General features: G+C 63.4%; 15 protein-coding genes. 10 read left to right on the top strand and 5 right to left on the bottom strand.

All coding sequences use genetic code 11. From position 1 onward, the window contains the following. The 4 genes from HBJ55_RS00925 to can all read right to left on the bottom strand — a co-directional run. On the bottom strand, window positions 1-692 hold a 692-nt coding region (locus tag HBJ55_RS00925), incomplete at its 3' end, for an ABC transporter permease (protein ID WP_167110106.1). Continuing rightward, on the bottom strand, window positions 689-1,735 hold the full coding sequence (locus tag HBJ55_RS00920; RefSeq protein ID WP_167110104.1) for an ABC transporter permease: 1,047 nt from the start codon (window positions 1,733-1,735) through the stop codon (window positions 689-691). The genes HBJ55_RS00920 and HBJ55_RS00925, both read right to left, overlap by 4 nt. 98 nt (window positions 1,736-1,833) lie before the next feature. Next, a complete protein-coding gene (locus HBJ55_RS00915; protein WP_167110102.1) occupies window positions 1,834-3,411 on the bottom strand; it encodes an ABC transporter substrate-binding protein in 1,578 nt (525 codons plus the stop codon). 157 nt (window positions 3,412-3,568) lie between these two features. Continuing rightward, on the bottom strand, window positions 3,569-4,222 hold the full coding sequence (gene can, locus HBJ55_RS00910) for a carbonate dehydratase (RefSeq protein ID WP_167110100.1): 654 nt from the start codon (window positions 4,220-4,222) through the stop codon (window positions 3,569-3,571). Window positions 4,223-4,381: 159 nt separating this feature from the next. Between can and gorA the strand changes: the two genes are divergently transcribed. From gorA to HBJ55_RS00890, 4 genes are all read left to right on the top strand, one after another. Continuing rightward, complete coding sequence (gene gorA, locus HBJ55_RS00905) at window positions 4,382-5,743, top strand: glutathione-disulfide reductase (protein ID WP_167110098.1); 1,362 nt, start codon at window positions 4,382-4,384, stop codon at window positions 5,741-5,743. 218 nt (window positions 5,744-5,961) lie between these two features. Continuing rightward, complete coding sequence (ectA, locus tag HBJ55_RS00900) at window positions 5,962-6,540, top strand: diaminobutyrate acetyltransferase (RefSeq protein WP_167110096.1); 579 nt, start codon at window positions 5,962-5,964, stop codon at window positions 6,538-6,540. A gap of 81 nt (window positions 6,541-6,621) precedes the next feature. Beyond that, window positions 6,622-7,887, top strand: a complete 1,266-nt coding sequence (ectB, locus tag HBJ55_RS00895; RefSeq protein WP_167110094.1) for a diaminobutyrate--2-oxoglutarate transaminase — start codon at window positions 6,622-6,624, stop codon at window positions 7,885-7,887. A gap of 100 nt (window positions 7,888-7,987) precedes the next feature. After that, complete coding sequence (locus HBJ55_RS00890) at window positions 7,988-8,383, top strand: ectoine synthase (RefSeq protein ID WP_167110092.1); 396 nt, start codon at window positions 7,988-7,990, stop codon at window positions 8,381-8,383. Window positions 8,384-8,555: 172 nt separating this feature from the next. On the opposite strand, the gene HBJ55_RS00885 is transcribed toward HBJ55_RS00890, so the two are convergent. Beyond that, window positions 8,556-8,894, bottom strand: coding sequence for a helix-turn-helix domain-containing protein (locus tag HBJ55_RS00885; RefSeq protein WP_167110090.1), 339 nt, complete (start codon window positions 8,892-8,894; stop codon window positions 8,556-8,558). Window positions 8,895-9,094: 200 nt separating this feature from the next. Between HBJ55_RS00885 and HBJ55_RS00880 the strand changes: the two genes are divergently transcribed. From HBJ55_RS00880 to HBJ55_RS00855, 6 genes are read left to right on the top strand one after another with little or no spacing between them, the layout of a single operon-like run. Beyond that, window positions 9,095-9,385 carry a hypothetical protein gene (locus HBJ55_RS00880; protein WP_167110088.1) on the top strand — a complete coding sequence of 97 codons (291 nt, stop codon included), beginning with the start codon at window positions 9,095-9,097 and terminating at the stop codon, window positions 9,383-9,385. After that, window positions 9,382-11,316 (top strand): replication endonuclease, encoded by a 1,935-nt coding sequence (locus tag HBJ55_RS00875; RefSeq protein ID WP_167110086.1) that lies wholly within the window; start codon window positions 9,382-9,384, stop codon window positions 11,314-11,316. Before HBJ55_RS00880 ends, HBJ55_RS00875 begins: the two co-directional genes overlap by 4 nt. Beyond that, window positions 11,313-11,495 carry a hypothetical protein gene (locus HBJ55_RS00870; RefSeq protein ID WP_167110084.1) on the top strand — a complete coding sequence of 61 codons (183 nt, stop codon included), beginning with the start codon at window positions 11,313-11,315 and terminating at the stop codon, window positions 11,493-11,495. The genes HBJ55_RS00875 and HBJ55_RS00870 overlap by 4 nt, the downstream gene beginning before the upstream one ends. After that, window positions 11,492-11,872 (top strand): hypothetical protein, encoded by a 381-nt coding sequence (locus tag HBJ55_RS00865; protein WP_167110082.1) that lies wholly within the window; start codon window positions 11,492-11,494, stop codon window positions 11,870-11,872. Before HBJ55_RS00870 ends, HBJ55_RS00865 begins: the two co-directional genes overlap by 4 nt. An 18-nt stretch (window positions 11,873-11,890) precedes the next feature. Then, entirely contained in the window at window positions 11,891-12,352 is a 462-nt protein-coding gene (locus tag HBJ55_RS00860) for a hypothetical protein (protein WP_167110080.1), read from the top strand. Continuing rightward, window positions 12,336-12,992, top strand: a complete 657-nt coding sequence (locus tag HBJ55_RS00855) for a hypothetical protein (RefSeq protein WP_167110078.1) — start codon at window positions 12,336-12,338, stop codon at window positions 12,990-12,992. The genes HBJ55_RS00860 and HBJ55_RS00855 overlap by 17 nt, the downstream gene beginning before the upstream one ends. Window positions 12,993-12,997 lie beyond the last annotated feature (5 nt).

Raw genomic sequence — 12,997 nt, 5'->3', positions numbered from 1 at the left:
AGGGTGTTGGGCAAAATATGGCGGAACATGATGCGCCGGCTGGAGAGGCCCATGGTGCGTGCCGCATCGACGTACTCCTTGTTCTTCTCGGCAAGCACCGAAGCGCGAACGGTACGGGCGTACTGCGGCCATTCGGCGAGGCCGATGATCAGCACCAGCAGCGGCACGGCGTAGGCGCTGAAGGTGGCGCCGCCGAAGATTGCCTTGACCAGGGCACCCACCACGATGGCCACCATCAGGGTGGAAAAGGAGAGCTGGATGTCAGCCAGACGCATCAGGAAGGCGTCGATACGCCCACCCAGGTAGCCGGCCAGCAGTCCGAAGCTGACCCCCAGAATCGCCTGCAGGGCCACGGCGCCGAAGCCGATGATCAGCGACACCCGCGCGCCGTAGAGGATGGTGGATAGCATGTCGCGGCCTTGGGCATCCGTGCCGAGAACGTAGGCATCCTCGCTGCCGGAGATCCAGAAGGGCGGCAGCTCCGAGGCGAGGATATCGATCTGCGCCAGATCATAAGGGTCCATCGGCGCCAGCCATGGCGCCAGCACGGCGGCCGCCACCATCATCACGAAGACCAGCAGGCTGAACTGGGCAATCAGGTCGCGCTTGAAGCTGTAGAGGAGGTATGAGTCGCGAAAGCGCTCCCAGCGGCTCGCTGTGGGAGGGCTCTCGATAGAGGTCGTGGTGCTCATGCGGGTTTACCTGTCAGCTTGACGGTGGGGTTGACCAGGCCATAGATCAGATCGACCAGGGTGTTGGTGATCACGAAGATCAGCCCCACGATCATCAGATAGGTGATGATCAATGGAATGTCAGAGCGGTTGATGGCATTGAGGAACATCAGCCCCATCCCCGGCCATTGAAAGACCGTCTCGGTGAGGATGGTATAGGCCACCAGGGTGCCGATCTGTACCCCGCCCACAGTGATTACCGGCAGCATGGTGTTCTTGAGCGCATGCAGAAAATAGATGCGGCGCAGGCGGATGCCCTTGGCGCGAGCGAACTTGACGTATTCCGACTGCAGCACTTCCAGCATCTCGGCGCGAATCAGCCGGATGAACAGCGGCAGCATGATCGAGGCCAGCGAGATGGCCGGCAGAACCAGGTAGGTCAGTCCCTTCAGCGAGGCAAAGTTGGTGTACCAGGTGCCGAAGACGTGCACCGGGTCGCCACGGCCGTAGGCCGGCATGCCGCCCTCGGTGGTGATCAGTTCGTTGAGCCAGCTACCCCAGGCGGTATCGGCGGGGAAGGGCGCCCAGGTCATGCCGATGGCAAACAGCTGGATCAGCACGATGGCCGTTAGAAATACCGGGATCGAAATGCCGACGATGGAAACGCCCATGAAGAAGCGTGACAGCCAGGCACGCGGCTTGATGGCGCTGTACACGCCGATGGGCACCGACAGCACGATGATCAGTAAGGTCGACGCCGCCACCAGCTCCAGCGTGGCCGGCAAGTGGCGAAGGATCACCTCGGTGGTCGGCTGGTTGAAGATATAGGAGTAGCCGAAATCGAGCTGGGCGGCATTGACGGCGAAGCGCAAGTACTGGACCAGGAAGGGGTCGTTGAGCCCGAGCCGCTCGCGCAGCTCCTCGCGCTCGCTCTCGGGCACCGACTGACCGACCATCTGCTGGATGGGGTCGCCGAGATTCTCCTGGATGGCGAAGGCGATCACGCTGATGACGAACATCACCAGCAGCGCATGAAAGAGGCGCTTTACCAGAAAGGCGATCATGGGTGGCGTCCTGTGGGCAACGCGGGGTGGCACGCCCGCCTGGGGCGTGCCACCGTATCGGGTTCACGGAATGCCGGCCCGCGGGCCGGCAGGGTGGGTCACTCGGCCTCGATGACCAAATCCCCGAGATAGGGGAAGTTCATCACGTTGAGGATCGGCTCGATGTCGACGTTCGGCGCGGCGGCCCAGGCGAGATCCTGCCAATGCAGCGGCACGAAGGCGGCCTCGTCGTAGAGCGTCTGCTCGACCTGCTGGAGCATTTCGGCGCGCTTTTCCAGGTCGACCTCGAGGTTCGCCTCGGCGACCAGCCTGTCGAGTTCCGGGTTGCAGTAGTTGCCAGCGTTGTACTGGCCGGCACCGGTATCCGGGTCCGGACAGGCGGTGAGGTACTCGTGGAAGTTGGCGCTGTCCTCGGTGTCGGCGTGCCAGCCGATCATCATCACGTCCGCGGCGCGATCGTCGTATTCACCCCAGTACTGCGCCTTGGGCAAGGTCTTGAGGTCCACTTCGACGTTGATGCGTGCCAGCATGGTGGCCACCGCCTGGGCGATCCTGGCATCGTTCACGTAGCGGTTGTTAGGCGCCATCATGGTGATCTGGAAACCGTCGGCGTAGCCGGCTTCCTCCATCAGCTCCTGGGCTCTCTCCAGGTCATGGCGCCGCTCGAGCGACTCGATATGCCCCGCGTAGCCCTCGGGCGAGAATTGCGCCGCCGGGGTGGCGAAGCCCTTCATCAGGCGTTCGGCGATGGCGTCCTGGTTGATGGCGTAGGCGAAGGCTTGGCGTACCCGCTCGTCCTGGAAGGCCTCGACGCGCTCCTGGTTCATGTGCAGGAAGATGATGCGGGTGCCGGACATGGTGACCAGCTCGGCGTTGTCGCTCTCGCGAACACGCTCCAGGTCGTTGGGCGGCACCGGGGCGATGAAATCGACGTCGCCGGAGAGCAGGGCGGCCACGCGCGTGGCGTTCTCGCTGATCGGGGTGAGCACGACTCTGTCGACGTTGCCGGGAGACTCCTCATCCCAGTAGTCGGCGAACCGCTGGAACTCCATCCGGTTGCCTTTCTGGTGTTCGACCACGGTGAACGGGCCGGTACCGGAGAGATTGGACGAGGCGAAGGAGTTGCCGTTCTTGACGATTTCGTCCTTGGGGTCACCGTCGGTGTCGGTGCCGCTGTAGTACTGGCTGTCCATCGGGAAAATGTAGGTGGCCAGGTTGAGCAGCAGCGGGTAGGGCTCCTCGGTCTTGAACTCGACGGTGTACTCGTCGGGTGCGGTCACGCTCGCGATGGGAGCGAAAATCGCCTTGAAGTCCGGACTGCGCTTGAGGCGCTCCACGGTCCACACCACATCCTCGGCAGTGAGGTCGTTGCCGCTGTGAAACTTGACGCCCTCGCGCAGGGTCATGCGCATGGTGGTGTCGTCGACCTGTTCCCAATCGGTGGCCAGGCGCGGCTCGAAGTCGAGATCTTGCGTCCAGCGTACCAGCGGGTCGAAGGTCATGTGGGAGAGCTGCAGTATGCCACCGGAGAGCTGCTCGTGAATGTCGAGCGAGACCGGGTCGGCGTCGTAGGCCATGCGCAGGGTGTTCTCGGCATTGGCGACGGCCGGCAGCAGCGCCGTACCGGTCATGACGGCACCGATCATTCCGGCCAGCAAGGTCTTTTTGAACGTCATGTGTCGTTCCCTTCTCGGGTTTTTGTTGTGCGCGGCCCTCCGGCCGCGCCTGCGTGGTACGCAGCCAATGTAGTGATCTGCCCGAGAAGAGGACAATCGAAATTCCGACAGGCGCCATGCGCAATGCGAATAGTGCCTTGACGCTCGGGAGGGAAGATCAGTCGCCGGACGGTGCCGCCAGGCGGTCTATGCGATACAGCGTGGCCACCTGATCGAGCCCCAGGACGCTGCAGTCGAGGTCGCGAATACGACCATTGTCTAGTCCATAGATCCAGCCATGTATGGCCAAAGGCTGGCCGCGCTGCCAAGCGTGCTGGGTGGTCTTGTTGTGACACAGATTCTTGACCTGGGCTCTGACGTTCAACTCGCACATGCGGTCCACCTGCTCGTCGAATGACAGCGCGGTCAGTTCATGGCGGTGCTGATTGTAGAGTTCGCGTACCGAATGCAGCCAGAGATCGACCATGCCGTTGTCTCCGCCGGAAACCGCAGCCCGTATGCCACCGCAGCCGTAGTGGCCGACGACCATGATGTGTCGAACCTCGAGCACATCGACGGCGTACTGTAGTACCGACAGCGCGTTGAGGTCGTTGTGATGGACAAGATTGGCGACGTTGCGATGTACGAAGACTTCACCGGGGGGCAGCGAGATGATCTGATTGGCCGGCACACGGCTGTCGGAGCAGCCGATCCAGAGATAATCGGGGTTCTGCTGGCTGGATAGCCGGGTGAAGAAGTCCGGGTCTTCCTGCTGCATGCGCTTGGCCCAGAGGTGGTTGTTGTCCAACAGGGCCTTGATTTCCTTGTCCATGCGATGAATTCACCTTGTCAGTCAGGGCCCGCTCCTTGTACCTAGCCGAAGCGGCACGGTCAACTGCGCCGGCGGATCTGCACGCCCGCGTCCGACGCTGGTAGTATCGTGCCATCGATCAGGCCGGCTGGCACAGCTCGGCGAGACAAGGAGAACTGCGTGTCAGACTTCGATTATGACCTCTTCGTCATCGGGGCTGGTTCCGGTGGGGTGCGTGCCGCTCGTACCGCGGCGGCAACCGGCGCCAGGGTGGCCGTTGCCGAGGATCGCTACCTGGGGGGCACCTGCGTCAATGTGGGCTGCGTGCCCAAGAAACTCTACTCCTACGCTGCGCACTTTCACGATGCCTTCCAGGATGCTCACGGCTTTGGCTGGAACCTGCCCGAAGCCCCCATGTTCGACTGGACCACGCTGCGTGACAACAAGGTCCGGGAGATCGCGCGGCTCAACGAGATCTACGGCCGCCTGCTGGACAATGCCGGGGTACGATTGATCAATGGGCGCGCACGGGTCACGGAGGCGCACCGCGTCGAGGTCGCAGGGGAGAGCTTCACTGCTGCCAAGATCCTGGTGGCCGTCGGCGGCTGGCCCTGGGTGCCCGACTTTCCCGGGCGCGAGCTGACCGTGACTTCCAACGAGGTGTTCGACCTGGAGCGGATGCCGCGACGTTTCCTGGTCCTTGGCGGCGGCTACATTGCGGTGGAGTTCGCCAGTATCTTCAATGGCCTGGGCAGTGAGTCCCACCTGGTCTATCGTGGCGAGTTGTTCCTGCGCGGCTTCGACCGTGAGGTGCGCGAGTTCACCCGTGAACAGATGGCGGTCAAGGGCGTCAATTTGCACTTCGAGACCAACATCGAGCGCATCGACAAGGTCGAGGGTGGGTTGCTGGTCACGCTGACCAACGGTGAATCGCTGGAGGTCGATGCCGTGCTGGCCGCCACCGGACGCAGGCCCAACCTGGAAGGTGTAGGGCTCGATACGCTGGGTGCCGAGCTCAATGCCGATGGCACGCTCAAGGTGAACGATCGCTTCGAAACGTCGATTACTTCCATCCTGGCGCTGGGCGACGTCACCGGCGGACCGGAACTGACACCGGTGGCCTTGGCGGAAGCCATGCATCTGGTGCAGCAACATTTCGGCGATGCCCCACCGACAGCGATGGATTACCGCAACATCGCCACGGCAGTATTCTGTCATCCCAATATCGGTACGGTCGGGCTTTCTGAAGAGCAGGCACGTAAAGAGTATGGGGAAATATGCGTCTACCGCACCGACTTTCGCCCCATGAAACACACCCTTTCTGGCAGCCAGGAGCGCTGCCTGATGAAACTGATCGTCGCTGATGACAGCGACGTGGTCGTCGGCGCCCACATGGTGGGCGAAGAGGCCGGCGAGCTGATCCAGGGAATTGCCATAGCCGTGAGGGCTGGCCTGACCAAGGCGGATTTCGATGCCACGGTCGGTATCCATCCGACAGGGGCCGAGGAGTTCGTCACCATGCGCACGCTTGCACGGCGCTGAAGAAACCTTGCTTACCCGCCTCGGGCCGCCTTTTTGGGTGGCCCGATTTCATTCGGACGGCTGCTTGGCTCTGGACTAGACTTACGTAGTGCCGAAGTGGTTTGGCAACGAATGATAATTTTTTGTTATGCATTCGTGCCGTAGTCATAATGCTAGTTTTGATTTGATGATGAGCCCTGTTATCATTACGAGCAACATCGCTACAGCGAAGCTTTATCATGAACGTGACAACGCAGCCCTTTACACCCTCTGCCGACCTGGCCCGTCCCAGCGTGGCCGATGCCGTAGTCGGCAGTGACGCCTCGCCACTGTTCATTCGCAAGCCAAATCCCGACGATGGCTGGGGAATCTACGAACTGGTCAAGTCATGCCCGCCGCTCGATGTCAATTCTGCCTATGCCTACCTGTTGCTGGCGACCCAATTTCGCGATACCTGTGCCGTTGCCACCAATGAAGAGGGCGAAATCGTCGGCTTCGTGTCCGGATACGTGAAGAGCAACGCCCCGGATACCTATTTCCTGTGGCAAGTAGCGGTAGGGGAGAAAGCTCGCGGCACCGGCTTGGCTCGGCGTCTCGTCGCCGCCGTCATGAGCCGCCCCGAACTGGAAGACGTCCATCACCTGGAAACCACCATCACGCCGGACAACCAGGCGTCTTGGGGGCTCTTTCGTCGCCTCGCCGATCGCTGGCAGGCCCCCCTCAACAGCCGTGAATACTTCTCCACGGACCAACTCGGCGGTGAACACGACCCCGAGAATCTCGTGCGTATCGGTCCTTTCGACACACGGCGCATCTGATCCCACCCGAATCGCGGGATGGTCGAGGCCTTCGGCCGTCCATGCATCTCTACGCTTGATTATTCCCGACAGGAGGTCGATATGCAGACCCAGACACTCGAACGTCTCGAATCCAACGTCCGGACCTATTCCCGCTCCTTCCCGGTGGTCTTCACCAAGGCCAGGAATGCTCGGCTGACCGATGAAAACGGCCGCGAGTACATCGACTTCCTGGCCGGTGCAGGCACCCTCAACTACGGCCACAACAATCCGCACCTCAAGCAAGCGCTGCTCGATTACCTGGACAGCGACGGTATCGTGCACGGCCTCGACTTCTGGACGGCCGCCAAGCGCGACTACCTGGAAACCCTCGAGGAGGTGATCCTCAAGCCGCGCGGGCTCGAGTACAAAGTTCATCTGCCGGGGCCGACCGGCACCAATGCCGTCGAGGCCGCCATTCGTCTGGCTCGGGTGGCGCAAGGTCGCCACAACATCGTGACGTTCACCAATGGCTTTCACGGCGTGACCATGGGGGCGCTGGCCACTACCGGCAATCGCAAGTTCCGCGAGGCCACCGGTGGCATTCCGCTGCAAGGCAGTGCCTTCATGCCCTATGACGGATACATGGGCGAGCATGCCGACAGTCTCGACTACTTCGAGAAGCTGTTGGGCGACAACTCCAGCGGGCTCGATCTGCCGGCCGCGGTGATCGTCGAGACCGTGCAGGGCGAAGGTGGCATCAATGTCGCCGGCCTCGACTGGCTCAAGCGCCTCGAAGCTATCTGCCGCGACAATGGCATCCTGCTGATCGTCGACGACATCCAGGCGGGCTGCGGCCGTACCGGCAAGTTCTTCAGTTTCGAGCACGCCGGCATCAAGCCCGACATCGTGACCAATTCCAAGTCGCTGTCCGGCTTCGGCCTGCCGTTCGCTCATGTGCTGATGCGCCCCGATCTCGACAAGTGGAAGCCGGGCCAGTACAACGGCACTTTCCGCGGCTTCAACCTGGCTTTTGCCACGGCCGCTGCCGCCATGCGACAGTATTGGCGTGACGATACCTTCGAACGCGATGTCCAGCGCAAGGGCAGGGTGGTCGAAGACCGCTTCCAGAAGATCGCCGCCTGGATCAGCGAGCAGGGGGTGCCGGCCTCCGAGCGAGGTCGCGGCCTGATGCGCGGGATCGATCTTGGCGACGGTGACCTGGCCGACAAGATCACTGCCAAGGCTTTCGAGAAAGGCTTGGTGATCGAGACCAGCGGTCAGGCGGGAGAAGTGGTCAAGTGCCTGTGTCCGTTGACCATTCCCGATGAGGATCTGCTCGAGGGGCTGGACATTCTCGAGGCAAGTGTCAGGGAAGTCATGGCCTGAGCGCCGGTGCCACTGGCTCGATCCGGCACACATGGTGTTCATGTAACGGCCGGCTGTAGCGCAGCCGGCCAGTCTATGGATTGAACGGAGACTTTTGAAGATGATCGTTCGCAATCTCGAGGAAGCGCGCAAGACGGACCGACTGGTCAAGGCGGAGAGCGGTACCTGGGACAGCACGCGCCTGGTGCTGGCCAACGATGGCGGTGGCTTCTCGTTCCATATCACGCGTATCTACGAAGGCACCGAAACGCATATTCACTACAAGCATCACTACGAGTCGGTGTATTGCATCGAGGGTGAAGGCGAAGTGGAAACCTTGGCCGACGGCAAGATCTGGCCGATCAAGCCGGGCGACATCTACATTCTCGATCAGCATGACGAACATCTGCTGCGTGCCCACAAGACCATGCATCTCGCCTGCGTCTTCACGCCTCCGATTACCGGCAAGGAAGTGCACCGCGAGGACGGCTCATACGCGCCACCCGACGAGGCATGATGACGGGCGACTGGCAATCAGTGAACCCACGAACCCCGGCCCGGCGAGTCGGGGTTTGTCGTGTGGGTTGTGTCGATACGGTGGTCGATGGCGATGGACACCGCGCCGGGCGTGCCACATCTGAGCTAGTCCAGCACACACTCACCCCTTGGTTCGCATAATGTATAGAGGGTTAGGTTAAAGGCCCTCCGAAAAGTACCCCGCCCCAATACCCCGCGAAGCCCACAACCACGGGCATTGCAGCCACTTCCAGGCGGTTGCGAATCGACCGCCAGATAGGGGATGTAACGTTCCCTTCTTCCCTCTCAATATGCAGGTCTAAAAGGACCAAATCCGGGTCCAATCCCAGTATCTCAGCGGCCCGAATTCCCACGTCATCAGACATACCGGAGCGGCCTGATTTCCAGTGATAGACGGTTTGGGGCTGAATCCCCAATTCCTTGGCCACACGGTAGTCAGAAGCCCCGCCGTAGTGGGCTCGCAGCTTTGTCAAGAGTTCAATCGTGTTCATTTTAATTTCCTTGGAATGCCACGTTCCATGCAGAGCATAGAACACTATGCAACTGCTGAACGACTGTGACACGCAGTTGCATAGGTGGTTCCACGTTGCATAGTCTGGTTCCGTCCGTCGCAGGAAGGCCCCCACCGGGGCCGGGCCGGGAGTAGCTACCCGGCCTCTTTCTCGCCTGTGACCGCGATGGAGCCGCAACCATGCCGAGTTCACATGTCGAAGCTTTCGCCACTCCTGGGATTACTCCTCCCGCTGCCTTTGATCGCCTCCGGGCTGACCTTCACGACGCTGCCGGGCCTGACCGTCTAGCCGAGCTGCGCACGGTGCGCGCCGTCCATGGTCTACGCGACCGGGCGGCGGAATTCGTAGAGCAAATGAACCACATCCGGGGGGCGGAATATCGGGCGTGGTATGCCGAGGTTGCCGCACGCCTGGGGCAGTTCGCGGATGAGCTGGAAGCCGACGCCAAGGCCAACGGCATCACGCAATGACCAGTCATGCCGTTGCCGTCGAGCGGCAGGTTCTGGCCGACAGCCTGCTACGTTGCGGGCCGTGGTACTGCACCCATGACGACGCCGCGCTCGTCTCGCATGCCGAGGCGCAGGCGCGGCACGTTGCACAGGAAGCCGCCGCCGTGAGCGATGTGGTGCTGGCCTATCAGCGGGCCGTGCGCCGCGTCGAGCGTCACCAGCTCACGCCGCCTGCCGACTACGGCCACCGGGGCGGGCTCGCCCGCATGGGCTGCCCGCTGTGGTGGCGCCGCCAGCTTCGCCGGCTCAACGCTCGCCGCCTGGAGCAGCGCGCCCGCATCCTGGGGCGAGTCTCCAAGCGCGTCGGCATCTACTGCAGTAATGCCGGGTACCGCGCGCGCCGCGAGCAGCAGGCGCGAAACCTTCACCTGCTCGAAACCGTCACCGCGACCAACCAAGACGGCCAAGTCTATACGCTCGCCGAGCTGGCCAAGCTGGGCATGGCGAACCCGGACAATCGCCGGGCCGAGCTGATGCTACGCATTGCCGACACCGAGGCCGAGGCGCGTCGTCTGGGGCATGTCAGCATGTTTTACACGCTGACATGCCCGAGCCGAATGCACCCGGTCAGCACCCGCCCGAACATCCGGCCCAATCCCAAATACGACGGTACCGACCCGCGAGAGGCGCAAGCCTATCTCAATGGCGTCTGGCGCCGCACCCGCGCCAAGCTGGCCCGCGAGGGTATCGGCATCTATGGCGTTCGGGTGGTCGAGCCACACCACGACGGTACGCCGCATTGGCACCTGCTGCTGTTCATGGAAGCCGCCGACAAGGCCAGGGCTACGCGCATTCTGCGCGACTACGCTTGCGAGGCTGACGCCGGAGAACTGCGCAGCGGTACCGCACGCCGCGCCCGCTTCGATTCCACGACGATTGACTACAGCCGGGGCACGGCAGCGGGCTACGTCGCCAAGTACGTTTGCAAGAACATCAACGGGCGCCAGTTCTGCGAGGTCGATCATTACGGCCAGCCGATGGAAACCAGCGCGCCGCGTATCGAGGCATGGGCCAGCACCTGGGGCATCCGTCAGTTCCAGTTCGTGGGGCTGCCGTCCGTGACCGTGTGGCGCGAGCTGCGCCGCCTGGACGCCGAGATCATCGCCGATTGGGAGGCCCTGACTCGGCCCGACCCCGAGGCGGCGGCGATTCTCGCCGAGGTCCACCGCGCCGCCGACGCCGGGCTGTGGGACAAGTTCCTGCGCGAGATGGGCGGGCCGATGGCGGGGCGCCTGGGGCAGCCTATCAAGCCGTGGCGCGTCGTCCGTCAGGGCGCCGAGCCGACCCTGCTGGACGCCAGCACCGGGGAGCTGACCCACGACCAGCAGGGGCGCTATGGCGAGCCTGTGGCGGGTACCTGGGGCGTCACCGTCACCAGTGCCACCGGCGAGGCCGAGTACCTGACGCGCCGGTACCGCTGGGAGATTGCCGCCAAGGCGGCGCCCATCGTCGTTGACCTGGAGGGGTTGCGCGGCGGCGCAGCCGCGGCGCCTTGGACTGGTGTCAATAACTGTACGCCGGGCCATTTCCGCCGCGTCAGGGAATCCCGCGAGGGGGTTCGGGGGCGGTTTTATGGGTTCCGCTTCATGGGGCACGCCGAGGCGAAGGGCAAAATATCCGCCTGGGAGCGCTCAATGCTGTTCGAGTATTGGGCAGCCGATTCATTCCGTCGCATGTACCCGGCCGCCGATCCGGGGCACGTCGCCGAGCTGCGCGCCGAGAACGTCGAGCCGCTGCACGCCTACCAAGTTGCCAATGTAACGCGCCGTATCGAGCGCGAAGAACGCCAGCGCCGCCGTGAACTAATCGAGCAGGGCCGCGAGGCCGTGCTGGATTGGTTCCTGGCGGGCGAGATCACACAACAGCAAGCCGCAGAGGTACTGACAGCATGACCAACCGAGAGCTAGCCGAGAAACGCGCCCAGCTACGGGCCAAGGCCGACCGAATCGCGGGCCTACCGGCCTTTGCAGCGGCTGGCGACATCAAGACGGCCGCGCTGCTCGCCGCCGAGATCACCGACGAACTGGCACGGCGCGAGCTGTCCAGGGCAGCAGGGGGTGAGCTGGTATGAGTAACCCGAGCCTGGGCACCGTCGCGTGTCCGACCTGTGGCGCCGACGGCGCCGACGTCCGCCAGTCGAAGCGGCGGGGCGCCCATCTCTATTGGCAGTGCGCCGCCTGTGGCCTGAATCAGCCGACCGGGGCCGTGATTCAGGAGAGGCTGTGGCGGGAGACGGAATGGCACACCGGGGCCGAGCCGACCCGCCCGGCCAACGTCACCGCCGATTTGGCCCGCAACACGCCGACCGAGTTTGACCCAACCGAGCCCGAGCCCGAGGCCGAGCCGGAACCGAGCAGCCAGCCGAGTGCGCGACCGAGCCGGGCGCGTGGCCTGGGCGTGCTGCTGCTGGCATCGCTGGGCCTGGGCGTCTTTTTGTCCCAACGCTGACCGACCGAGGAACCGAGAATGACCGAGCAAACCGCAGTACCTGAGCAGGATGAGAGTGTCGCCGCCATCGAAGCGCTAGCCGCCGAGGCCGAGGCCGCCGAGGGCGCCGCCCAGCAGGAAGCCGAGCAGCCAGAATGGGAAGACGTCGACGCCATGGAGGAACAGGCGCGCGCCGTCGCCAAGATGATGGTCCAGGCCACCGAACTGGCGGCGGGCATGATCCATCCGGGGCACAGCCTGGACGCCGGGCACCGCGCCCACGGCGAGGAGGTCATGCTGCCCGTGGCCCGGGACTTCAGCGGCGAGCTGCCCGAATGGCTCAAGCCGTACATGCACTACCTGGGCGCCGGTATGTGGCTGGGCGGGGTGATGATTGGCGCCTACAAGGCACGCCGCGCCGAGGAAGCCGAGCAGGCACGCCAGAAGCGCGCCGAGCAGCCGACCGAGGGCGAGGGGGCGCCGTATGGCTCACCAGCCTGATACCAGCCTGCCGAACCGTCACCGGCTCGTGCTGGGGGCGTCCGGGGCCGGGAAAAGCCAGCTCATCCGTGAGCTGGTCCCGGCGAAAGGGGTGCGCCTGCTGGGCTGGGATACCGACGATGACCACGACGGCCACCATTTCGACACCAGGGCGGGCTATGCCCGCGCCGTGGCGCGTGGCATCGCCAGCGGGCGACCGTTCCGGCTGCTGTGGAACGGCGACAACGATCTAAAGACGTTCGAATGGTGGTGCGACCTGGCATTCATCGCCCTGGATGGCCGAACGCCGACCGAGCTGCTGATAGAGGAACTGGCCGACGTCTCGGTTAGTGCCGGGCGGGCTTCGCCCAAGTTCGGCCAGCTCATCCGCCGCGCGCGCAAGTACAACGGCGGGCTGACGATGGCCAGCCAGCGGGGCACCGAGATCAGTAAGACGGTCTACACGCAAGCGAGTGAGTTCTGGATAGGGCGCCAGGAAACCACCGACATTCCGCGCATGGCACGCCTTGCCGCCGTCAGCGAGGCGCGGCTGGAAGCCATCGAGCCGCTGCACTACATCAGGAAGCGCGGCCCGGAAATCACCTTTCACCGCCTGGAATTCACCGCCAAAGGCCGAAAGCTGACCGAACTGACCGAATAGCGCTT

Origin of the sequence: Billgrantia bachuensis, from assembly GCF_011742165.1 — a bacterium.
Taxonomy (GTDB): Bacteria; Pseudomonadota; Gammaproteobacteria; order Pseudomonadales; family Halomonadaceae; genus Halomonas; species Halomonas bachuensis.
Note: the sequence above shows the minus strand (reverse complement) of the source record. Positions and strands in the feature narration are given on the sequence as shown.